Source organism: Enterobacter sp. I4, assembly GCF_022669095.1.
In the GTDB taxonomy this organism is placed as follows: Bacteria; Pseudomonadota; Gammaproteobacteria; order Enterobacterales; family Enterobacteriaceae; genus Enterobacter; species Enterobacter pasteurii.
In genome coordinates this window covers 638,644-661,843 of sequence record NZ_JALBUO010000003.1, presented here as the reverse complement: position 1 = coordinate 661,843, position 23,200 = coordinate 638,644, and the positions used below count along the sequence as shown (strand labels likewise).

The 23,200-nt window shown below is 55.9% G+C and carries 20 protein-coding genes; 10 read left to right on the top strand and 10 right to left on the bottom strand.

Annotation, left to right across the window (positions count from 1 at the left end; translation table 11 throughout):
• Positions 1-14 precede the first annotated feature (14 nt).
• From MOQ06_RS22390 to MOQ06_RS22380, 3 genes are read left to right on the top strand one after another with little or no spacing between them, the layout of a single operon-like run.
• A complete protein-coding gene (locus MOQ06_RS22390; protein ID WP_277932336.1) occupies positions 15-2,498 on the top strand; it encodes a fimbria/pilus outer membrane usher protein in 2,484 nt (827 codons plus the stop codon).
• A 25-nt stretch (positions 2,499-2,523) separates the two neighbouring features.
• Positions 2,524-3,060 (top strand): helix-turn-helix transcriptional regulator, encoded by a 537-nt coding sequence (locus MOQ06_RS22385; RefSeq protein ID WP_176610952.1) that lies wholly within the window; start codon positions 2,524-2,526, stop codon positions 3,058-3,060.
• A 14-nt stretch (positions 3,061-3,074) separates the two neighbouring features.
• Complete coding sequence (locus MOQ06_RS22380; protein ID WP_176610951.1) at positions 3,075-4,211, top strand: fimbrial protein; 1,137 nt, start codon at positions 3,075-3,077, stop codon at positions 4,209-4,211.
• 829 nt (positions 4,212-5,040) lie between these two features.
• Here MOQ06_RS22380 and MOQ06_RS22375 read toward each other — a convergent pair.
• From MOQ06_RS22375 to MOQ06_RS22355, 5 genes are all read right to left on the bottom strand, one after another.
• Positions 5,041-5,406 carry a hypothetical protein gene (locus MOQ06_RS22375; RefSeq protein WP_176610949.1) on the bottom strand — a complete coding sequence of 122 codons (366 nt, stop codon included), beginning with the start codon at positions 5,404-5,406 and terminating at the stop codon, positions 5,041-5,043.
• 430 nt (positions 5,407-5,836) lie between these two features.
• Positions 5,837-6,169, bottom strand: coding sequence for an SMR family transporter (locus MOQ06_RS22370; RefSeq protein WP_148419331.1), 333 nt, complete (start codon positions 6,167-6,169; stop codon positions 5,837-5,839).
• A gap of 185 nt (positions 6,170-6,354) precedes the next feature.
• Entirely contained in the window at positions 6,355-6,777 is a 423-nt protein-coding gene (locus MOQ06_RS22365; RefSeq protein ID WP_176610948.1) for a DUF2000 domain-containing protein, read from the bottom strand.
• Between the two features lie 20 nt (positions 6,778-6,797).
• The gene (brnQ, locus tag MOQ06_RS22360) at positions 6,798-8,102 is read right to left on the bottom strand and encodes a branched-chain amino acid transport system II carrier protein (RefSeq protein WP_242174853.1); all 1,305 of its coding nucleotides are present in this window, start codon (positions 8,100-8,102) and stop codon (positions 6,798-6,800) included.
• Positions 8,103-8,195: 93 nt separating this feature from the next.
• Positions 8,196-8,387, bottom strand: coding sequence for a hypothetical protein (locus tag MOQ06_RS22355; RefSeq protein ID WP_148419325.1), 192 nt, complete (start codon positions 8,385-8,387; stop codon positions 8,196-8,198).
• Positions 8,388-8,710: 323 nt separating this feature from the next.
• On the opposite strand from MOQ06_RS22355, the gene MOQ06_RS22350 reads away from it, so the two are divergent.
• Positions 8,711-9,163 (top strand): SgcJ/EcaC family oxidoreductase, encoded by a 453-nt coding sequence (locus MOQ06_RS22350; RefSeq protein WP_148419323.1) that lies wholly within the window; start codon positions 8,711-8,713, stop codon positions 9,161-9,163.
• 39 nt (positions 9,164-9,202) lie between these two features.
• On the opposite strand, the gene betA is transcribed toward MOQ06_RS22350, so the two are convergent.
• The 3 genes from betA to betI are packed head-to-tail and all read right to left on the bottom strand — an operon-like array spanning position 9,203 to position 12,954.
• Positions 9,203-10,867 (bottom strand): choline dehydrogenase, encoded by a 1,665-nt coding sequence (betA, locus tag MOQ06_RS22345; RefSeq protein ID WP_193355985.1) that lies wholly within the window; start codon positions 10,865-10,867, stop codon positions 9,203-9,205.
• A 13-nt stretch (positions 10,868-10,880) separates the two neighbouring features.
• Entirely contained in the window at positions 10,881-12,353 is a 1,473-nt protein-coding gene (gene betB / locus MOQ06_RS22340) for a betaine-aldehyde dehydrogenase (RefSeq protein ID WP_242174852.1), read from the bottom strand.
• 13 nt (positions 12,354-12,366) lie between these two features.
• Positions 12,367-12,954, bottom strand: a complete 588-nt coding sequence (betI, locus tag MOQ06_RS22335; protein WP_023334836.1) for a transcriptional regulator BetI — start codon at positions 12,952-12,954, stop codon at positions 12,367-12,369.
• Between the two features lie 128 nt (positions 12,955-13,082).
• Between betI and betT the strand changes: the two genes are divergently transcribed.
• From betT to MOQ06_RS22310, 5 genes are all read left to right on the top strand, one after another.
• Positions 13,083-15,116, top strand: coding sequence for a choline BCCT transporter BetT (gene betT / locus MOQ06_RS22330; protein WP_176610943.1), 2,034 nt, complete (start codon positions 13,083-13,085; stop codon positions 15,114-15,116).
• Positions 15,117-15,375: 259 nt separating this feature from the next.
• Positions 15,376-16,287 (top strand): metal ABC transporter substrate-binding protein, encoded by a 912-nt coding sequence (locus MOQ06_RS22325; protein ID WP_176610939.1) that lies wholly within the window; start codon positions 15,376-15,378, stop codon positions 16,285-16,287.
• A gap of 2 nt (positions 16,288-16,289) precedes the next feature.
• Complete coding sequence (locus MOQ06_RS22320) at positions 16,290-17,096, top strand: manganese/iron ABC transporter ATP-binding protein (protein WP_176610938.1); 807 nt, start codon at positions 16,290-16,292, stop codon at positions 17,094-17,096.
• Positions 17,093-17,950 (top strand): iron/manganese ABC transporter permease subunit SitC, encoded by an 858-nt coding sequence (sitC, locus tag MOQ06_RS22315; RefSeq protein ID WP_242174851.1) that lies wholly within the window; start codon positions 17,093-17,095, stop codon positions 17,948-17,950. Before MOQ06_RS22320 ends, sitC begins: the two co-directional genes overlap by 4 nt.
• A complete protein-coding gene (locus tag MOQ06_RS22310; RefSeq protein ID WP_242174850.1) occupies positions 17,947-18,786 on the top strand; it encodes a metal ABC transporter permease in 840 nt (279 codons plus the stop codon). Before sitC ends, MOQ06_RS22310 begins: the two co-directional genes overlap by 4 nt.
• Here MOQ06_RS22310 and entD read toward each other — a convergent pair.
• Together entD and MOQ06_RS22300 are read right to left on the bottom strand one after the other, a co-directional pair.
• On the bottom strand, positions 18,722-19,411 hold the full coding sequence (gene entD / locus MOQ06_RS22305; RefSeq protein WP_242174849.1) for an enterobactin synthase subunit EntD: 690 nt from the start codon (positions 19,409-19,411) through the stop codon (positions 18,722-18,724). The genes MOQ06_RS22310 and entD overlap by 65 nt on opposite strands.
• Positions 19,412-19,605: 194 nt before the next feature.
• Positions 19,606-21,846, bottom strand: coding sequence for a TonB-dependent siderophore receptor (locus tag MOQ06_RS22300; protein WP_148419305.1), 2,241 nt, complete (start codon positions 21,844-21,846; stop codon positions 19,606-19,608).
• Between the two features lie 145 nt (positions 21,847-21,991).
• Between MOQ06_RS22300 and fes the strand changes: the two genes are divergently transcribed.
• The gene (gene fes, locus MOQ06_RS22295) at positions 21,992-23,191 is read left to right on the top strand and encodes an enterochelin esterase (RefSeq protein WP_242174848.1); all 1,200 of its coding nucleotides are present in this window, start codon (positions 21,992-21,994) and stop codon (positions 23,189-23,191) included.
• Positions 23,192-23,200: the final 9 nt, after the last annotated feature.

Below are 23,200 nucleotides of genomic sequence, written 5' to 3'. Positions count from 1 at the left end.
AGGATTCGGATGTTATGAAGAGGAGATTATCGGTATGGCCTGCGCTTTCAACCGTGGCTTACGGGGTTATTTCTGCTCTGTTTTTCTCTTCCGGAGCTCAGGCTGATGATGACATACAGTTTGACAGTAATTTTTTGCGCATCGCACATCCGGAAAACGTCGATCTGTCGGCCTATATGAACAACGGCCTGCCGGCGGGCCGGTACCGGGCTGATATTTATCTGAACGATAAGCTCATCATGATCGATGACATTCGTATTAGCGGAAAAGGCGCCGCCTCTCAGCGTATTCTTTTGTCGCCCGCTACCGTGGCAGGGTTGCAGTTAAAAGAAAGCAAACTGTGTGCAAATAGCTCAGGGCAATGGTGCGATTTGCATGCGGTTATGCCTGAAAGTCATCTGGAATTTAACGGCGGCAGACAGCGGCTTGATATCAGTATTCCTCAGGCCATGCTGAGCCATGCCGCGCGCGACGCCGTAAACCCGGCACTCTGGGATGCCGGGATCCCCGCGCTGTTACTGGGCTATAACGTGAATGGCTACCGCAGTGAAAATAGCAGTGGAGAATATAACAACCTGTATGCGGCGCTGAATGGCGGGCTGAATATCGGATCCTGGTATTTTCGCCATAACGGGACGTTAAGCTGGCAGCAGCAAAATGGCATGCAGCAGAAAAAATATACGGTGCTCAACAGCTACGTTCAGCATCCGCTGGCGGGTATTGAGGGGAACCTGACGTTAGGTGAATCGAACACCTCCGGGCAGCTATTTGATTCTGTGGCGTTCACGGGGGCTTCGGTAGCGAGCGATGACAGGATGCTGCCCGCCTCCCGGCGGGGCTACGCGCCGGAAATCCGCGGCGTGGCGCAAACCAGTGCGAAGGTAATGGTTCATCAGAACGGAAAACTGATTTATGAAGCGTCAGTCTCGCCCGGAGCATTTGTTATCAACGATCTGTATCCGAGCGGATATGGCGGCGATCTGAACGTCACGGTACGTGAGGCGGATGGCTCGCTACATTTTTTTGACGTCCCCTATGCATCGGTTGCACAGCTTCTGCGCCCGGGAACCAACCGTTACAGCGCGACGGCGGGCAGGCTGAGGGGGGACTATCTTCGCGAACGACCGGCATTTGGTGAAGTGACGTATCAGCGGGGGCTGACAAACAGCCTTACCGGCTCGGGAGGGATCCAGGCTACCGCGTTTTATAAGGCCATGCAGGCAGGTCTTGCCGTGGGGACGCCTGTCGGGGCGATGTCAATCGACACCACCTGGTCACAAACCCGGTTAAGCGATAAGACGCTGCGGGGTGAAAGTATCAGGGTGAGCTACAGCAAATTTATACCGGCAAGCAGAACGCAGCTCTCACTGGCTACCTGGCGATACTCGACGGGAAATTATCTTTCGCTGACCGACGCCTCACTCCTGCGTCAGCGGCATCCGGGGGAGACGGCAAGCTGGCGGACAGGTAAAACACGCAACAGGGTGACGCTAACCCTCAACCAGGGGCTCCCCGATAACTGGGGGCAGCTGTATGTGACCGGTATTCTACAGGATTACTGGGGACGAAAAGGCCACGACCAGCAGTATCAGGCTGGCTATTCCCTGACAACAGGCAAAATGAACTGGAGCCTTGGCGTTAACCGTAGCCGCACGGCGGGAGGCGTGTTTCAAAACACCTGGACGCTGAGCTTCAACATGCCGCTGGGAGGAACTTCCGCGCCGCTGCTTACCGGACAGATTTCACGAGACGGCCAGGGACATTTCAGCGAGCAGATTGCGCTTTCCGGCAGCGCAGGTGAGCGACAGCAGTTTAGCTGGAATGCCGGGGCATCACATCAGCATCAGGCAGGGGATTCGGGACAAATTGGCGGAGCCTGGACCGGGCCGGTTTCCACGCTTACGGCAAACTATGCCCAGGGCAACGCGTGGAAAAGCGGCTCGGTTGGGATGAGCGGTACCGCGGTGGCGCATTCTGGCGGAATCACTTTCTCTCCATGGACAGGCAATACCTTCGCGCTGGTTGAGGCGAAGGGGGCGGAAGGCGCTGATATACCGGGCTATGCCGGTACGCGCGTTAACGGTTCGGGTTATGCGCTGGTGCCAAACCTGATGCCCTATCAGAAAAACAGCGTGTCGATAGATACCGCCTCGGTAGAGGATGACCTGGATCTCGACAGCACCAGCCAACAGGTGATCCCGTACGCGGGAGCCGTGGTGAAGGTCAAATATCGCGCCGCTGAGGGCGTGCCGGTGCTGGTGACGGTACGCCGGAACAACGGTGAAGGTGTGCCTTTTTCTGCCCGTGTCATCAATGCCAGTAATCAGACTGTGGGATACGTCGGGCAGGGGAGCCGCCTGTATGCCCGCCTTACGCAGCAAAGTGGCGTGCTGGAGCTTCGCTGGGCGGACAGCGCAGCGTCCCGCTGCAAAATGAATTATTCACTCCCGTCCACGGCGGGAAAAAAATTGCTGACCTTCGACGCAATCTGTAATTAAACGACGCAATAACGTCAGGAAGATAATGAAAGTTTTAGTCTGTGTATTTACCGATAATGAATTTTTCTTTTCAGCAATGGTGGAGATAATCGCCTCGCATCCCTTTTTAACAGAGAAATATATGCTGTGCAAAATCCGTTCCGATGAGATAGTTAAATGGATGCATACGGCTGATGAGCAAAATATGATTATGGCCGGGCCGGATATGGAGTCGTTGGTCAGGATTTTTTGCCTTGAAAAAAGGTGGGATTATTTAACGACCAGGTTAAATGCCAGTGAGATGCAAGATTTTCTGGTCCTGGGGATAAATCGGCATTATGAAAGAAAGACCAATCTTGTTCAAACCAGGAAAAGTATGAAGCTTTCAAAACAGGAGCTGAACGTGCTGTCATGGTTTTTACTTGGTTTAACTCCTTATAATATGTCAAGATATTATGGTTTGTCAGTGAAAACAATCAGCACCTATAAAAGACGCCTGATGGATAAGCTTAATATAAAGTCGGATGCTGAACTTTTTAAAGTGGGTTCGACCTATAAAATGTATCGAAAAACATTTGGCTAATATAAGGGCGAGGGATGAAGACATTTGGTTGGATTAGAATGACTGTTTTTTTGTGTCTGGTGACTATTTCAAAAACAGTCCTGGCGGTAACGTGTACGCTCGACAGCGCTTCTGTATTTAAAACAGCCAGTAGCGTGACGATGCCGCTTAATTTATCAACCATTTCGGTGAGCAATGATATACCTGACGGGACCATCATTTATCAACAGAAATATTTGCCAAGCTATGCAAGTGCTACGGTGAATTGTGATAATAATGCTACCTGGTTATATGTTATGTCTTTGCTAAACGTTCCGATGCCACTCTCTTCCTGGACCGGTAGCATTATTTCCCCTGAAGACTGGAGAGGGCCAGATTCCTGGGACGGGCATATATACGAAACAGGCGTAGCTGGTATTGGCGTGACAATAACAATGATGAGTTCTCGTATACCTGCTCCGGGCATTGTTGGTACCAACTGTGCTGCAAGTAATAAAAGTTGTACTGACCCCGGTGAATATGCCCGAGCATATATAGCACTGGTAAAAACGGGTCCGATTAGTGCAGGGGTTATCAACGCCGGTAACCTGCCTACGTTTACGGCAGCGCTGGGAAGACAAGAAAGCAATATTCTGCTCTATACCCTGAATTTTTCGGGGGCGATTAACGTAACCCTGCCAACCTGCACGACCCCTGATTTCAGCGTTTCATTAGGGCAATGGTCCACAAAGCGCTTTAATGTCAAAGGGAGTTCCTCGCCATGGATTGCGGCAAACATTACGTTGACTAACTGTGGAGTATTTAGTGGGAGTAATTTAAGTAGTTATTGGTCAGATGATAATAGTTCGGATTCCTCTACCATGCAGTGGAATACATGGGCAGTTTCATTGTCTCCCGTCAGTTCAGTGCTGGACTCAGCCAACGGCATTATGTCTGTTGATACCAGCGATCCCACTGCCGCCACGGGGATCGGCATTCAACTCAGTTCCGGTGATACAACATCGGCTGATTCACACGTTATTGATTTCAGCAGCAGTTTATCCGGAACTTTCACCGCTGATGGTGCCAGCAGTGTAACTATCCCTCTCTCGGCAAGGTATATTCAGACGGAAGATCGTGTGACGGCGGGCAAGGCGAACGGGAAATTAGTCTATACGGTAACTTATTTTTAAAACATTAGAATTAAATCAATTGGCATAATATGAATGCATTAGTCATAAACTGTTGTTTCACAATTCTGTGATTTTTAACGCTACAATACTTGTTCGCCCCTCAATCGCTACGCCTGTTGACGTAGCTGGGGGCGATTCAGCGCCTCAGAAAGAGCACTATTCAACTCTTTTATAACGATCGCCGTTATAGATTAGGCGATCGTCAAAGATGATGAAGTTATCGCCGTTGTAAGCTGACAAAAAATGTTCTTTGTTTGCCATGGCTTTTATTTTCTTCGTATTGTAATGAATTCCCGTTTCTTTATCCCATATCAGGTCAGTTATTTTCACTGCAAAGAGATGATTGTCTCCAGACTTATCCTCAGATATGGTTATTTTGGCGGGAGTTTTGAATTTGAATCCTCAATCCAGTTGCCAATAAAGGCTTTTCCCTCTTCAGATTTACAGCCCGCTAATGAAGCGATAATAACTAACGCAACAGCGCATGATGCCAGACGCATTTCAGTTGCCTCTTTATCTATTTTAAAGTGATTTTTTGTATGACGAATTCTAAAATCAATTAATAAAGAGGGCAATGTGTGACGTGTTTTCCCGGATTATTGTATTTTGCAGGAGGTGGTTGGATGAAAATAAGGGGTTGATTTGTTCGGGTGGTGTTAAATGCTGAGTTTTTATATCTAAGTAGTGAGTTTAGTGGTAGAGAGTTACGTTAGTCGGAGAGAAAAGACTGAGTTTTTTTGTCTGAATATCAACGAATCTAAGCTTTTTATTCTGGTAATAGATTAACGTCTGAAAGCCTCTTAAGAAAGAGGCTCAGGTAATGCTGCTCTCAGCGATTTTGTACGTTCAGACGTGTTTTGCCGTGAGGGCAGGACTTGAAAATGCATCGGGTCGTCGACGAACAATATGGATTTTCAGGTTCTCTGTCACCAGGACAGCTGGACATATTGTGCATTACCCGCCAGAGGGTCGGACTATATTTATCAATCTGGATAATGTTCACCGAGCGCAATTGCCCGGAAACGACAAAACCGTTGTTACTAACCTTAATTTTATCACCCGGTTTGATAAGATAGTCGCCCTTATACCAGAGCAGGTATTTATGATTATGTTGTGTGACTATTTTAGTGAAAAACGTTCCAGTAATAGGGCTGACAATAGTGCCTAATGAAATCCATAATTTAGTTGTTTCCACTCATTTACCTTTTTAACAAATAATATACTCTAAATGCAGTTTAGCTACCTCCGTAAAGAGAACATAATAGTTATTGCCTATCCATCAGATTAACATTGACAAGCACCTAATTAATCAGCTGTCAAATATGAAGGCAATAATTTACATTAATCGAACATTGCATTGAATTTGAACAAAATTAGATATTTGAACATTTTGTAGAAAAAGAGCTGTTCATACAGTGTATATCAGTACGGTTAATGCTCTTCCCACAAGGACAAGACTTCCTCAACGTTTCTTACCCCATCACGAAAAAAATTAACATGACGCTTTTCGATATAAAGAATTTCAAGCGTTAGCAGGAGAACAAGAAACACAGCGAAACAGATTAAAAGATTTTTGATCATAAATTGTACCGGTGACTTGAAATCTGAAGCGATAGAGCAACTCTTCAGTGTCCTGCCGTTTTCGAAAAAAGATTTATCACCACCACGCCGGCAATAATAAGAGCCATTCCTGCCACGGCAGCTATATCCAGCTTTTGGCCATATATAATCCATCCCGCAAGGCTAATCAGCACGATTCCGGCTCCTGACCATATCGCATAGATAATTCCCGTGGGTATTGTTCTCATCGGTATGGTTAACGACCAGAAGGCCGCAATATAGAAAATCACGGTTATAAGGGAAGGCCATAAACGAGTAAAACTGTCGGATAATTTTAATGCAGTTGTCGCAATAACTTCACATGCTATTGATAATAAAAGAAAAACGTAGCTATTCATTCATCTGCCTGCTTCGTATTACTTCGGTTTACCCAATCGTGTAAGAAAATTCTATCAACATTAAGTTGTAATTTAAACTCAATGTTTAATTTTGTGTGAGCCAGCGCACCCTGTCAGGTGCGCAAAATGCCGATTCATTGCGTGGCGGTGGGGGGGAGGGAAGAAAATATGATGCGGAAAAGTTATCAGGCCTGCCGAAACACGGAGAATTTTTTTGTGACGGGCGCAATTGTTTCTGCATCCCCATAAAGCGCAATGGCCACAAACTCCAGCTCTTCCAGGGAGGCGGCTTTGGTTGCCTGGATCTGGGCTTCAGAGGACTTACCCAGCATCGTGGTAGTGAAGAAGTTAAGCATTATCCCCGTTTCCTGACACTTCAGCGCCGCTGTCTTAAGCTGATTGCTGTTTTTTGCCTGTAGGATGACAACCGGATAATGGCTAAGGTAAGCATTCAGATGACTTTCATCGTTTGGGTAATCATGAAAGAGCACGTCATCCGCCTTTCGCATGATCCCGGCGGCCAGATGGGCGGTGGCATTCAGAAGCAGTGCCGGATCCTGCGTGCGGTTAACAATGATATAGAGTTTTTTTTGATTATCTTCAAACATCTCGATTCCTCAATGTCCTGTTAACAGGCTTGTTGTTTATACCGTATATGGTCAATAACGAACGTTAACGAAAGTGTGCCTGCGGCAGGCAGCAGCCAGGCTAGCCCCTGACCGTGAAGCGGCATCCTGCTGCTCAGCGCGTTCAGCCACAATGGTCCCCCCACGGCGTTAAGCGCGTCTGCCAGACCAAAAAGAAAGGTGACAAATGCCGCAGGCACAATCACCAGCGTCGCAGAGCGGAATGATGACCGTAAGAAAAAGGTCAGAATAAGCACGATAAATACCGGATAAATCGCCGTCAAAATCGGTACAGATAAGGCGATTAGCTGAGTCAGCCCGATATTGGATATCAGCATGGAGGCGATGGAAAAAAACCAGATACAGGTTTGATAGCTGAAGCGGGTGCGATCGCTGAACCAGGCTCCACAGGCAGACGTCAGCCCGATAGCCGTGACCAGGCAGGCAAGGGTCATCAGCACGCCCAGAAACAGGTCTCCGGCAGGTCCATAGCTGTAATGCACATAGGCGCTGAGCACCTGGGCTCCATTTGTTGCGCCTTCAGTCAGCCCGCTGCTGCTCAACCCAAGACGGAACAAGCCTGCATAGACCACCACCAGCCCCACGCCTGCAATCAGCCCGGAATACAAGGCGTATCGGGTGATAAGGCCGGGAGAGGTCACGCCTCTGGACTGGATGGCTCTGACAATTACCAAACCAAAGACCAGAGCTGCCAGCGTATCCATCGTCAGATAGCCATTGGTGATCCCCTGAGAAAAGGGCGAAGTGGCGTATAGCCCCTGCGGCGGCATCGGAGCGCCTGCCGGGACGAGTATGGCCGTGAACGTTAGTACCAGCAGGGCGATGATTTTCAGGGGGGATAAAAACTTCCCTACGGTATCGAGAAGGCGTCCTGGATAAAGCGATACCAGAATCACCTGGCTGAAAAAGAGAACGCTCCACAGGGCCAACCCGCTTTTACTCAAATGATAATGCTGCAGTGCCAGTTCGTACGAGACGGTGGCGGTACGTGGAATAGCGAAGATCGGCCCGATACAGAGATAACAGGTAACGGTCAGTGCCAGACTGCAGAGGCGCCCCGTTGGGCTGGTGATGGCCGAAAGCGATCCGCCTGCTTTCGCCATGGCAATCGCGGTAAGAACCGGCAATCCGACACCCGTAATCAAAAATCCCGTTGCGGCATACCAGATTGAGGTTCCCGCCTGTAAGCCGATTAAGGGGGGGAAAATGATGTTACCCGCCCCGACAAACAGCGCGAAGTTAAGAAAACCCAGGATAAAAATGTCTCTGACGCGAAAAGTTGTCATGCGGTTGTCTTCATTCTCATTACAGAACGAGCCACGTACGGGAGTTATTCATTATAAAACACCGCCTGAAACCGTACGTGTCTGCCGGGGGGATTAATGGCGTCCGTGATGGCCATGATGGCCATGAAAATCATGCCAGCCGTGCGCGCGGGAGGATTCATGGTGCCAGGGATGATGATCCGAACGATGGTGCTCGGTTGAGTGATGTTCCCCGATTACGCAGCCGCTGAGTAGCAGGCTCAGGATAATAAGGGAGACGTTCAGACATAACTTACTGTTCAGCATAGTGCGATCCTCTCAATAGCGCCTGGCGAGTAGGAGGCAATGATATTACTTAAACAAAAAGTTGTATTTTCAACATTTGTTGTTTGTTGAAATTAACGGTAACAAAATAATTCAGCCTGTAAGCGCTCATGAATATTACATAACAATTTAACTTCATGTTTTTAATGTGTTTTTATTGAGGCGGGTTAACGCGGCAGTAGAAATATCCGCCATTTATCGTCATTTTGTAAAAATCGTAATAATAAGTAATGGATATTGTCACGCAGCGGGATAATCGGGATAGTGCGCTTCACAGGAACAAAACCACATAAGGAAAATGGTTTATGAAAAAGTTAGTCTCTCTTACTGTACTTCTCGGTCTTGCCTCGTCTTCTGCTTTTGCCGCGACCGCGCCCGACTGCGTAAAGGCTGATAATCAGCAAATTGAAGCGCTCTTTGATAAATGGAATGCCTCGCTTCAGACGGGAGATGCCCATAAGGTTGCGGAGAATTACCTGAGCGATGCGGTTCTGCTGCCGACAATTTCGAATCAGGTCCGGCTGACCGACCAGGAGCGCGTGGATTACTTCCAGGATTTTCTGAAGAAGAAGCCGTTCGGCAAAATAGATACCCGCACCATTCGTCTGGGCTGTAATAAAGCTATTGATACGGGTACGTATACCTTTACCTTCGCCGATAAATCGTCCGTGACGGCACGCTATACCTTCACCTATGCGTGGGACGGAAAAGCGTGGAAAATTTCCTCTCACCACTCCTCCGCAATGCCGGAAGGGTGATCGCCTTTCCCTCTCCCCGCCGGGGAGAGGGATAATGCCTTAGCGGCGAACCGGCGCGCCGTTCGCCACATAATACGCCGCCGTACTTTTCGCCAGCGGCTCGCGCCCGCGGATCGCGTCGGCAATCTTCTCACCAATCATGATGGTCGTGGCGTTCAGGTTGCCGGTAATAATCTGCGGCATAATCGACGCATCCACCACGCGTAATCCCTCCAGCCCGTGAACGCGGCCTTCGCCGTCGACCACCGCCATCTCGCCGTAACCCATCCTGCAGGTGCCGCACGGATGGAAAGCGGTTTCGGCGTGATTACGCACAAACTCGTCCAGCTGTTCATCCGTCTGGCAGTCGATGCCCGGGCTGATTTCGCGACCACGGTACTTGTCCAGCGCGGGCTGGTGCATGATTTCGCGGGTGATGCGGATCGCGTCGCGGAACTCCTGCCAGTCCTGCTCGTGGGACATATAGTTGAACAGGATCGCCGGATGCTGGTGCGGATCGCGCGACGTGATGCGCACGTGCCCGCGGCTCGGCGAGCGCATGGAGCCGACGTGGCACTGGAAGCCGTGCTCCTTCACCGCGTTTGAGCCGTTGTAGTTAATCGCCACCGGCAGGAAGTGGTACTGAATGTTCGGCCACTCGAACTCCTCGCGGCTGCGGATAAACCCGCCCGCTTCGAAGTGGTTGCTCGCACCCACCCCGGTGCCGCCAAACAGCCACTCCGCGCCAATCTTCGGCTGGTTCCACCACTGCAGGGCAGGGTAGAGGGAGACCGGCTCTTTACATTCATACTGAAGGTACATCTCCAGGTGATCCTGCAGGTTTTCGCCCACGCCAGGTAAATCATGCACCAGCGGGATATCAAACTGCTTAAGCAGTTCGGCGTTACCCACGCCGGAACGCTGGAGGATCTGCGGAGAGGCAATGGCGCCGGCGCACAGCAGCACCTCTTTTTTTGCCGTCGCGTTGGACGGGATGGTGCTTTCGCCCTCCAGCCACTCGACGCCCACCGCGCGCTTGCCGTCAAAAAGAATGCGATCGGTCATGGCGTGGGTGCGGATGGTCAGGTTCGGGCGCGGTTTCGCCTGGTCCAGATAGCCGCGCGCGGTGCTGGCGCGTCGGCCCTGCGGCGTGACCGTGCGGTCCATCGGGCCGAAGCCTTCCTGCTGGTAGCCGTTGAGATCGTCGGTGCGCGGATAACCCGCCTGCACGCCCGCTTCCACCATCGCTTCGAACAGCGGGTTTACGCCCGGTTTAGAGGTAGTGACGCTCACCGGACCGTCGCCGCCGTGGTAGTCGTTCGGGCCCACGTCGCGCGTCTCTGCCTTGCGGTAGTAGGGCAGGCAGTTGAGGTAGCTCCAGTGCTCCAGGCCAGGCTCTTTAGCCCAGTTGTCCAGATCCATCGCGTTGCCGCGCACGTAGCACATGCCGTTGATCAGCGAGGAGCCGCCCAGCCCTTTTCCGCGTCCGCACTCCATGCGGCGGTTGTTCATATGCGGCTCAGGCTCGGTTTCATAGGCCCAGTTGTAGCGCTTGCCCTGAAGCGGGAACGCCAGCGCGGCGGGCATCTGGGTGCGGAAGTCAAAGCGATAATCCGGCCCGCCTGCCTCCAGCAGCAGAACGGTGGTGTTCGGATCTTCAGTCAGTCGTGTTGCCAGTACGTTGCCGGCGGAGCCGGCCCCGATAATGATGTAGTCAAATTGCAAATAAACCTCCCGGTTAAAATATGGACTGGAATTTACCCATCTCAACCTGGATGGACTTCACCTGGGTGTAGCTCTGAAGCGTCATGACGCCGTTCTCGCGGCCAATGCCGGAGTGCTTGTAGCCGCCGACCGGCATCTCCGCGGCGGATTCGCCCCAGGTGTTGATCCAGCAGATGCCCGCTTCGAGCTGATGAATGGCGCCGTGCGCGCGGTTCAGATCGGCAGTGACGATGCCCGCCGCCAGGCCGTAGTCGGTGTCGTTGGCGCGGCGAATGGCTTCTTCATCGGACGCGTAGGTGAGGATGGACATCACCGGGCCGAAGATCTCTTCGCGCACGATGGTCATCTCGTCGGTGCAGTCGGTGAACACGGTCGGGGCGACCCACGCGCCGTTGTCAAAGCCGTCGCCCTTCAGCACGTCGCCGCCGCACAGCACGCGCGCGCCTTCATCTTTGCCTTTGGCGATGTAGCGCATCACGCTGTCGCGGTGCGGGAAGCTCACCATCGGGCCAAAGTTGGTGTTTTCATCGAACAGATCGCCCGCGCGGATGCGGCCCACGCGCTCAGCGATTTTCTGCTCAAACGCGGCCTTATATTTCTCGGGCACTAACACGCGGGTGCCGTTGGTGCACACCTGACCAGAGCTGAAGAAATTGGCCATCATGGCGATGTCCGCCGCGAGATCCAGATCCGCGTCGTCAAACACAATCAGCGGGGATTTGCCGCCGAGCTCCATCGTCACCTCTTTCAGGGACGAGGCCGCCGAGTTGGCCATCACCTTTTTGCCGCTGGCAACGCCGCCGGTGAAGGAAACTTTGGCAATCCCCGGATGTTCGGTCAGGAACTGGCCGGTTTCCGCGCCCACGCCCGGCAGGACGTTAAACACGCCGTCCGGCAGGCCCGCTTCGGTGTAGATCTCGGCAAGCTTAAGCGCGGTGAGCGGGGTGACCTCGCTCGGCTTGAAGATCATGGCGTTGCCCGCCGCCAGCGCCGGCGCGGATTTCCACAGGGCGATCTGGATCGGGTAGTTCCACGCGCCGATGCCCGCCACCACGCCCAGCGGCTCGCGGCGGGTGTACACGAACGAGGTGTCGCGCAGCGGGATTTGGCTGCCTTCCAGCGCCGGGATCAGCCCTGCGTAGTACTCCAGCACGTCCGCGCCGGTGACGATATCAACGGTCGAGGTTTCCGAATACGCTTTACCGGTGTCGAGGGTTTCAAGCTTTGCCAGCTCGTCGTTGCGCTCGCGCAGGATATCGACGGCGCGACGCAGGATGCGAGAGCGCTCCATGGCGGTCATCGCCGCCCAGATCTTCTGCCCGCGCGTCGCGCTTTCCACGGCGCGGTCGACGTCCTCTCGCCCGGCGGCCTGCACGCTCGCCAGGACTTCACCGTTAGCCGGGTTGATGGTCTCGAAGGTGCGACCGCTGGTGGCGGATACATAACCACCATTTATATAAAGCTGCTGTTCTGCCATTCGGGACATAATTTCTCCTCGGTTATTCGGTCGGTAAATGCTGGCTGATAAAGTGGCTGGTGAGCGATTGAGCCAGGGTTTTGTCCAGCGGTTTCCCGCTTAACGCCGCGCGCAGCCATAGCCCGTCGATGAGGGCGGCCAGCCCGTAACCCGCCTCCTCAGCCTGTTCACGCGGCAGCTCCCGGCGGAATTCGTACACCAGATTTGAGAGCAGCCGGCGGCTGCTGACCTGCTGCAGGCGGTAGAGCATCGGCTGATGCATGCTGCTCGCCCAGAAGGCCAGCCAGGCCTTCATCGCCGCGCCGCTCACCTGGGTTTCATCAAAATTGCCGCCAACAATCGCCTGTAATCGCTGCTCTGCGCTGCCGTTGGGCAGGGCGCGTAAGCGGCTTAAAACCGCATCGCGCAGCTGGCCGGTGATGTCGCGCATGGTTGCTTCCAGCAGGCCGTTTTTATCTTTGAAGTAGTGACTGATGATCCCCGTGGAAACGCCCGCCCGACGGGCGATCTGCGCGATGGTTGCGTCATGCATTCCCACTTCATTAATTGCTTCCAGCGTGGCGTCGATTAGCTGCCTGCGCCGGATCGGCTGCATCCCCACTTTGGGCATTTTTGCCACTCCATTCATCAGCGTTGGTAATACATTAAAGCGGTTTTTGATTGGACGTTCAATATAAAATGTGTCTTAATTGTTGCGATTTTGGATTTTAATAGTTACAAAAACAGTGGGGATACTGGATGACAGACCTTTCACAAGACAGAGAAAAAGACAAAATCAATCCGGTTGTTTTTTACACTTCCGCCGGGCTGATTTTGTTGTTTTCCCTGACGACGATCTTCTTTAGCGATTTTTCTGCCGAGTGGATTGGCCGCACCCTGAACTGGGTGTCGAAGACCTTCGGCTGGTACTACCTGCTGGCGGCGACGCTCTATATTGTCTTCGTGGTCTGCATAGCCTGCTCGCGCTTCGGCTCGGTGAAGCTTGGGCCAGAGCAGTCCAAGCCCGAGTTCAGCCTGCTGAGCTGGGCGGCGATGCTGTTTGCCGCCGGTATCGGCATTGACCTGATGTTCTTCTCCGTGGCGGAGCCGGTCACGCAGTATATGCAGCCGCCGGAAGGGGCAGGGCAGACGATGGAGGCCGCGCGCCAGGCGATGGTCTGGACGCTGTTCCACTACGGCCTGACCGGCTGGTCGATGTACGCCCTGATGGGGATGGCGCTCGGATACTTTAGCTATCGTTATAATTTACCCCTCACCATCCGCTCCGCGCTCTATCCGATTTTCGGTAAAAAGATCAACGGCCCGATTGGTCACAGCGTGGATATCGCGGCGGTGATCGGTACCATCTTCGGTATCGCCACCACGCTCGGCATTGGCGTGGTGCAGCTCAACTACGGGCTGAGCGTGCTGTTTGATATCCCGGATTCGATGGCGGCCAAAGCGGCGCTGATTGCGCTCTCGGTGATTATCGCCACCATTTCCGTAACGTCGGGCGTGGATAAAGGCATCCGCGTGCTCTCCGAGCTGAACGTGGCGCTGGCGCTTGGGCTGATCCTGTTCGTGCTGTTTATGGGCGACACCTCGTTCCTGCTCAACGCCTTAGTGCTGAACGTGGGCGACTACGTGAACCGCTTTATGGGCATGACGCTGAACAGCTTCGCCTTTGACCGCCCGGTGGAGTGGATGAACAACTGGACGCTGTTCTTCTGGGCGTGGTGGGTGGCGTGGTCGCCGTTTGTTGGCCTGTTCCTGGCGCGTATTTCGCGCGGGCGCACCATTCGCCAGTTCGTGATGGGCACGCTGATCATTCCGTTCACCTTTACCCTGCTGTGGCTGTCCATTTTTGGCAACAGCGCGCTGCACGAGATCATTCACGGTAACGCGACCTTTGCACAGGAAGCGATGGCGCACCCGGAGCGCGGCTTCTACAGCCTGCTGGCGCAGTATCCGGCGTTTACCTTTAGTGCCTCCGTGGCGACCATTACTGGCCTGCTGTTCTACGTCACCTCGGCGGATTCTGGCGCGCTGGTGCTGGGCAACTTCACCTCGAAGCTGAAGGATATTAACAGCGACGCCCCGAACTGGCTGCGCATCTTCTGGTCCGTCGCCATCGGCCTGCTGACGCTCGGCATGCTGATGACCAACGGGATCTCGGCGCTGCAGAACACCACGGTGATCATGGGGCTGCCGTTCAGCTTCGTCATCTTCTTCGTGATGGCCGGGCTGTATAAATCGCTCAAGGTGGAAGATTACCGCCGCGAAAGCGCCAGCCGCGACACCGCGCCGCGTCCGATGGGCGCCCAGGACCGTCTGAGCTGGAAGAAACGCCTGTCGCGCCTGATGAACTACCCGGGCACGCGCTATACCAGCCAGATGATGGAGACGGTCTGCTTCCCGGCGATGGAGGAGGTGGCCCAGGAGCTGCGCCTGCGCGGTGCCTACGTCGAGCTGAAAAATCTGCCGCCGGAAGAGGGCGAGACCCTGGGGCACCTGGATTTGCTGGTGCACATGGGCGACGAGCAGAACTTTGTCTATCAGATCTGGCCGCAGCAGTATTCCGTGCCCGGGTTTACCTACCGCGCGCGCAGCGGCAAATCGACCTACTACCGGCTGGAGACCTTCCTGCTGGAAGGCAGCCAGGGGAATGATTTGATGGACTACAGCAAGGAGCAGGTGATTACGGACATTCTGGACCAGTATGAACGACACCTGAACTTTATCCATCTGCACCGGGAAGCGCCGGGGAATAGCGTGATGTTCCCGGATGTTTGAGTGATGTACAGAGGCATTTGCCGTCGCCCTCATGCCGGGCGGCGGCGATGCCTCACCCGGCCTGCAAATTCAGCTTATCGCGGGCCTGATAAGCGAAGCGCCTTCAGGCGCAGTTTGGCCTCTTCCATCCAGTATTTCTCCTGACCCTTCATTGACACAACTTTAATGATAACCATTTTCATTTAAATATAGCCTGTGCTATACCTTATAGCACGGGCTAATTTTGCTTTGAATTTAACCATATCAGGAGACTTCTGCGATGCACCCACGGCAAGGATTGAAGCGTCTGTTACTCGGCGCGCTGCTCATGACGGCGACCACCACCGGCGCGCTGGCGGCCGAAAAGTTCCGTGTTATCACCACCTTTACCGTCATCGCGGATATGGCGAAAAACGTGGCGGGTGACGCCGCGGAAGTGACCTCTATCACCAAACCGGGCGCGGAAATTCACGAGTATCAGCCCACGCCGGGCGATATCAAACGCGCGCAGAAGGCGCAGCTGATCCTGGCGAACGGCATGAACCTGGAGCTGTGGTTCCAGCGTTTTTATCAGCACCTGAACGGCGTGCCGGAGGTGATTGTCACCAAGGGCATTACGCCGATGGGCATCAGCGAAGGGCCCTATAACGGCAAGCCCAACCCGCACGCGTGGATGTCTCCCGACAACGCGCTGATTTACGTCGATAACATCCGCGACGCGCTGGTGAAGTACGATCCGGCGAATGCGCAGACCTATCAGCGCAACGCTGAAGCCTACAAGCAGAAGATCGTCGCTACCCTTGAGCCGCTGCGCAAGCAGGTGGCCGAGATCCCGGAAGACAAGCGCTGGATGGTGACCAGCGAAGGCGCGTTTTCCTATCTGGCGCGGGATCTGGGCCTGAAGGAGCTTTACCTGTGGCCGATCAACGCCGATCGGCAGGGCACGCCACAGCAGGTGCGCAAGGTTATCGATCTGGTGAAAAAACATCGCATCCCGGCGGTGTTCAGCGAAAGCACGGTATCGGATAAGCCCGCGCGTCAGGTGGCCCGTGAAACCGATACCCACTACGGCGGCGTGCTGTACGTCGACTCCCTGAGCGCGGAAAACGGCCCGGTGCCGACCTATATCGACCTGCTGAACGTCACCACCCGCACGCTGGTGCAGGGCATCCGTGACGGCATGAAGGAGTAACCATGCGCAAGGGGATTGTCGTCACGGACGTGACCGTGACCTACCGCAACGGGCACACGGCGCTGCGCGACGCGTCGTTCAGCGTGCCGGGCGGATCGATTGCCGCCCTGGTGGGGGTGAACGGCTCCGGCAAGTCCACGCTGTTTAAGGCGGTGATGGGCTTCGTGCGGGCGGCGAGCGGCTCCATCACCATTGAGGGGCTGCCGCCTCACCGGGCGCTGCGCCAGAACCTGGTCGCCTACGTCCCGCAGTCGGAAGAGGTTGACTGGTCGTTTCCGGTGCTGGTCGAAGACGTGGTGATGATGGGCCGCTACGGGCATATGGGGTTTCTGCGTCGACCAAAGGAAAACGATCGGCGGATCGTGACCGAGGCGCTGAAGCGCGTGGATATGCTTGAGCTGCGCCATCGGCAGATTGGCGAGCTGTCCGGCGGGCAGAAGAAGCGCGTGTTTCTGGCTCGCGCTATTGCTCAGGAGGGGGAGGTGATCCTGCTCGACGAGCCGTTTACCGGCGTGGACGTCAAAACCGAAGCCAGAATCATCAGCCTGCTTCGCGAGCTGCGCGACGAGGGCAAAACCATGCTGGTGTCGACCCATAACCTGGGCTCGGTGACGGCGTTTTGCGATTACACGGTGATGGTGAAAGGCACCGTGCTGGCGAGCGGCCCGACGGAAACCACCTTCACCGCCGGGAACCTTGAGCGCGCCTTCAGCGGCGTGCTGCGCCACGTGGTGCTCAGCGGCTCTGAGGACCGCATTATTACCGACGACGAGCGGCCCTTTATTACCCACCGGCAGGAGGCAAAATGAACGCGCTTCTTGAACCCTTCGGCTATGAGTACATGCTCAACGCGATGTGGGTCTCGGCGATGGTGGGCGGGCTGTGCGCGTTTCTCTCCTGCTATCTGATGCTTAAGGGCTGGTCGCTGATTGGCGACGCGCTCTCGCACTCCATCGTGCCGGGCGTGGCGGGCGCCTACATGCTCGGGCTGCCGTTCTCGCTGGGGGCGTTCTTGTCCGGCGGGCTGGCGGCGGGCAGCATGCTGTTTCTGAACCAGCGCAGCCGCCTGAAAGAAGACGCCATCATCGGGCTGATCTTCTCCTCGTTTTTCGGGCTGGGGCTGTTTATGGTCTCGCTCAACCCGACCTCGGTAAATATTCAGACTATCGTCCTCGGCAATATCCTCGCTATCGCCCCGGAAGATATCGTTCAGCTGGCGATCATCGGCGCGGCGTCGACGATTATCCTGCTGTTCAAATGGAAAGATCTGATGGTGACCTTTTTTGATGAGAACCACGCCCGCGCCATCGGCCTGCGTCCTGAACGCCTGAAGATCCTGTTCTTTACCCTGCTGGCGGTCTCCACCGTAGCGGCGCTGCAAACCGTCGGGGCATTTCTGGTGATCTGTCTGGTGGTCACGCCCGGCGCGACCGCGTGGCTGCTCACCGACCGCTTCCCGCGCCTGCTGATAATTGCCGTTGCCATTGGCAGCCTCACCAGCTTCCTCGGCGCGTGGGCCAGCTATTACCTGGACGGCGCGACCGGCGGCATTATCGTGGTCGCCCAGACGCTGCTGTTCCTGCTGGCGTTCGTCTTTGCGACGAAGCACGGGCTGCTCGCCAGCCGCCGTCGGGCGCGTCACGTCCAGGAGGCGCAACCATGATGGCGCTGCTTCTCGAACCCTTCCAGTTTGCGTTCATGAACAACGCGCTGCTGATATCGCTGCTGGTGGCCGTGCCCTGCGCGCTGCTGTCGGTTTTCCTGGTGCTGAAGGGCTGGGCGCTGATGGGCGACGCCATGAGCCACGCGGTATTCCCCGGCGTCGTGCTGGCGTGGATGATGGGCCTGCCGCTGGCGCTGGGGGCGTTTGTGGCCGGCCTGTTCTGCGCGGTCGCCACCGGATACCTGAAGGATAACAGCCGCATCAAGCAGGATACGGTGATGGGGATTGTCTTTTCCGGCATGTTTGGCGCCGGGCTGATCCTCTATATCGCCGTCAAACCCGAGGTGCATCTCGACCACATTCTGTTTGGCGATATGCTGGGCATAAACGGGATGGACATTCTGCAAAGCGGTCTCGTTGCGGGGCTGATTGCGCTGGTGATTGGCCTGAAGTGGCGCGACTTCCTGCTGTTCTGCTTTGACGCTCAGCAGGCGCAGGCAAGCGGGCTGCGCGCCCGCTGGCTGCACTACGGCTTACTGTGCATGGTCTCGCTGACCATCGTGGCGACGCTGAAAGCGGTGGGGATTATTCTGTCGATTTCGCTGCTGATTGCCCCCGGTGCGGTTGCGGTGCTGATCGCCCGGCGCTTTCACGCGGCGCTGCTGGTGGCGGTTGCCGTTTCAGCCCTCGTGTCGGTAAGCGGGGTGTATGCGTCGTACTATCTCGACAGCGCGCCCGCGCCGACCATTGTGGTGATGTTCGCGGTCGTGTTTATCGTGACCTTTGTGGTGACCAGCCTGAAGGCTCGTCGGCAGGAGCGCGCGACAGCAGGGTGATCGCCTGTTCGCCGTGCTGTTGCCAGTGGAGGGTGAAGGCGGCGCCTTCGTTAAAGCCCGCCAGCTGACGGGTCAACGCCAGCGTAAGCGTCTTATCGCCGAGCATGGTGACGCGGGCGCTGTCAAAACCCAGACAGGCCTGCACCCGGGGAAAGAGGGCCTTGAACAGGCTCTCTTTGGCGCTGAACGCCAGCGTCAGGGCGAGGGCAAACGGGTATCCCGAACGGGCCAGCACGATTTCTTCCTGCGCATCAATGATGCCGTCTTTTATCTCTCTGGCCTCGTTGTCGGGGAGGATCGTTTCACAATCGATGCCGATAAGGGTCGGGTGTAGCGCGACGACGGCCATGGCCCGCGTGCCGCTGTGGGTGATGCTGCCTGAAATCCCCTGCGGCCAGAGCGGTTCGCCGCTGGGGCCGATGCCGGGGATGGGGTGGCCCGGTAAGGCGTGCGCGGCGGCAATACGGCCCGCCAGGTGCTCGGCCTTGCGTTTGCGTCCGGCGTCAGCGAGCCGCGCGTGATGCGGAAGCCAGAGGAGATCGGCGTCGGTGAAGGTGGTGGGGTCGAAGGTGACGTGGTGGAGGGTGAGGCTGGCGAGCGCGAAGGTGCGGTGGGTGGTGTGCATGGGATTTCCTCTGTCAACGAATAGTGCGGCCTGATGCCCTCACCCCGGCCCTCTCCCACAGGGAGAGGGAGCAAACACTAAAAACGGCAACGGGGTTGCCGTTTTGCTTTTACCTCGACCTCACCCCGGCCCTCTCCCACGGGGAGAGGGAGCAAACACTAAAAACGGCAACGAGGTTGCCGTTTTGCTTTTACCTAGAATCGGGTATTCACGCTCATATACCACGTGCGGCCTGGCTCATTATATGTATAAGCCCCCGCGCCGTACATATAGGCACCCGTCGCGGTATTCCCGGTGGTCTGGGCATTCCCCGCGCGCCACTGGCGCTTATCAAAGACGTTATCCACGCCGCCGGTCAGGCTGACGTTTTTGGTCACGTCCCAGGTCGCGCTCAGGCCAACGATGCTGTACGGGCTGACTTCATCTTTCTCAGACCCGGTCACCGGCTGACCTTTGTAGTTGTACTTCTTCGGCTGCTGCTTGCCGTACCAGGTGAAGGTCGACTGAAGCGACACGTCCTGATGTACCTGCCAGCTCAGGGTTGAGTTCAGCGTGTACTCCGGGATGATCGACAGACGGTCGCCGGTCTCCTTGTTCTTGCTTTGCAGCATGTAGGTGATGTTGTTGGTCCAGCTGATGGTGTCGCTGACCGGCACGTTCAGGGAACCTTCCAGTCCTTCTACCACCGCCTTCGGCACGTTCTCCCACTGGTAGATATCGGTGGTGACTTTACCGGTGGAGGTCTGGCCAATCGGCGCGTAACCCGCTTCGATCTTGTCGCGGTAGTCGTTGCGGAACCAGGTCACGCCCGCCAGCCAGCCGTCGCGTTTCCACTCCAGGCCAATCTCTTTGTTGATGCTGGTTTCCGCTTTCAGATCGTCGTTACCCATCATGTAGCAGCCCACGCCGTCGGAGCTTGCGTAGCAGCCCTGGCCCTTGCTGTATAACAGGTAGTTTGGGTTGGTCTGATACAGGCTCGGTGCCTTATAGGCGCGCGCGATGCCCATCTTCAGCGTGAAGTCATCCCCCAGGCCCTGCGACAGGTTCAGGGACGGGCTCCAGTTGTTACCCACGATGGTGTGATGGTCGAAGCGCAGGGCAGGGGTCAGCATGGTGCTGTCGGTCAGCTCCATGTTGTTTTCAGCGAACAGGGAGAAAATCTCCGCTGACGTGTACGGGCTGCGGTCGTCGCTCATGCCCGGAACGGTGCCGCCCTGCTGGGTTTGCGTGAAGGAGGTGGAGTCCTTCATGCGCTGCTGGTTCCACTCGGTGCCCAGCGTCAGGTTCTGGTTAACGATGAAATCAATCGGCAGGTTGATTTCGCTGTGCAGCATCACGTCGGAGAGATCGGTGTCGGTGAATTTATTGCTGTTGAACAGACCTTCAGTACCGCCCGCCAGCCCTTCGCCCAGACGGGAGTTGCGGGTGTGTTCGTACTGCGCCCAGTTGCTGGTGGTGATGCCGTTATCCCAGCCGCCGTTCCAGGTGACGGCAAAGTTCTGGCGATAGATACGGTTAGTCTCTTTGCCGTAGTTTTTCTTCACCAGCGCGTTGTCGTTGTTGGTGTTCTGCGTGTCGCCCGCATACAGGTTGTTCTGGCGGCTGTAGCCCGCCTCAAACTCCAGGGACTGCATTGGCGCGAAGTCCCAGCGCACCACGCCGTTGATGTCTTTGTTCTCTACACCCTCACGGCCTGCGGGCAGGGTGTTGGCGTAAGCGCCCGTGCGGTCAGACTGGTGACCCTGGTTGATGTCCCACGCGTCGGCCTGGGTTTTGTCCAGGTTACCGAACATGCGGAAGCTGAAGTCGCCGCCCAGCGGGCCGCTCAGGCTGAAGTTGGTGCGTTTGGTAGAACCTTCGTCTTTATGCTCTGGCGCGTTCAGGTAGGTGTTCCAGGAGCCATGCCACTGGTCGTCGAACTTTTTGGTGATGATGTTCACCACGCCACCTGCCGCGCCGTTACCGTAGCGGGCGGCGGCCGGACCGCGAATGACCTCGATACGCTCGATCATCTCAGGCGGCACCCAGCCGGTGTCGCCGCGGGTGTCGCGCTCGCCGCGCCAGCCCAGACGGATGGAGTTACGGCTGGTTACCGGCTTGCCGTCGATCAGGATCAGGGTGTTTTCCGGCCCCATGCCGCGAATATCAATCTGACGGTTGTTACCGCGCTGGCCGCTGGTGGAGTTCCCGGTCAGGTTAACGCCCGGCATGGTGCGGATGATTTCCGCCACGTCGCGCGCGGGCGGGTTTTTGCGGATCTCGTCGGCGGTAATGGTGGAAACCCCCGGCGCCTGCAAATTCTGCTCGGCGGCGGTGATTACCATGGTGTCTTCGTGCTGCGCTGAGGTGGTGCTGTCGTCTGCCATGGCGGGCAGCGCGACGCCGTAAATCCCTAAATTGACCAGCAAGGCCAGAGAGTGAATCTTCTTATTCATTAGATGTCCCGCTTTTATGGTTGCTTTTGAGCGCGCTTCCCACAGCGCGGGCACTACGCTATTGCAAATGCAAATAGTTATCAATAATATTATCAATAAAATTTGCTCTGAAACAAAAAAGACTGTTAAACATGGGGTTATAAGGGTGACGGCGTTAACAACGGGAAGTGAAGCGTGGTGGCAGTCAAAAAACGGGCCTGAGTGGGAGCGCCATAAGGAGAACTATCGCGTCACCTTCTGGTGGCGGGACCCGGCAGGAACGCAGGACACGTCTACGGTGAAACGCGTCTGGCTCTACATCACCGGCGTGACCGATCACCATCAAAATGCCCGCCCGCAGTCCCTTGAACGCATTCCGGATACCGACGTCTGGCGGTGGCAGGGCGAGTTCAGCCCCGAATGGCGCGGCAGCTACTGTTTTATCCCCTCCGTGAATGAAAACGATTTTGCCGGTGCCGTGTTTGAAGGCGAGCAGCCGGACCGCATGGCGCTGCGTGAAGGCTGGCGCAAACTGCTGCCGCGCGCGGTGTCCGATCCGCTCAACCCCATTAGCTGGCGCGGCGGGCGCGGCCATGCCGTCTCGGCGCTGGAGATGCCGGACGCGCCCCTTCAGCCCGGCTGGGATCGTCCCGATACGCCGTATCAGGCGCCGCTCTGCATTGAGTGGAACAGCGCGCGCCTGAAGAACCGCCGCCGCGTGTGGATCTTTACCACCGGAGACGTCAGCCCCGAGCGCCCGCTGGCGGTGCTGCTTGACGGGCAGTTCTGGGCGGAAAGCATGCCCGTCTGGCCTGCGCTGACGGCGCTGACCGTTGACGGCAGGCTGCCGCCCGCGGTCTACGTCCTGATCGACATGATTGATACCGCACACCGCAGCCGCGAGCTGCCGTGCAACCCCGATTTCTGGCTGGCGGTGCAGGAAGAGCTCCTCCCGCAGGTAAAAAGCATAACGCCCTTCAGCGACCGCGCCGACCGTACGGTAGTCGCAGGTCAGAGCTTCGGCGGTCTCTCCTCTCTCTATGCCGCACTCAACTGGCCGCAGCGCTTTGGCTGCGTGCTGAGCCAGTCCGGCTCTTACTGGTGGCCGCACCGCGGCGGGCAGCAGGAAGGGCTGCTTATCGCCCAACTCAAAGCGGGTGAGAAAGCCGCACGCGGCCTGCGCATCGTTCTTGAAGCCGGGCGCAACGAGCCGCTCATTTTGCGCGCGAATCAGGCCATTTACGCCGAACTACACCCACAGCAGCCGGTTGTCTGGCGTCAGGTTGACGGCGGACACGATGCGCTTTGCTGGCGCGGTGGGCTGACGCAGGGGCTGATGACCCTCTGGCAGCCGCTTATTCAATAACGGAGTCTG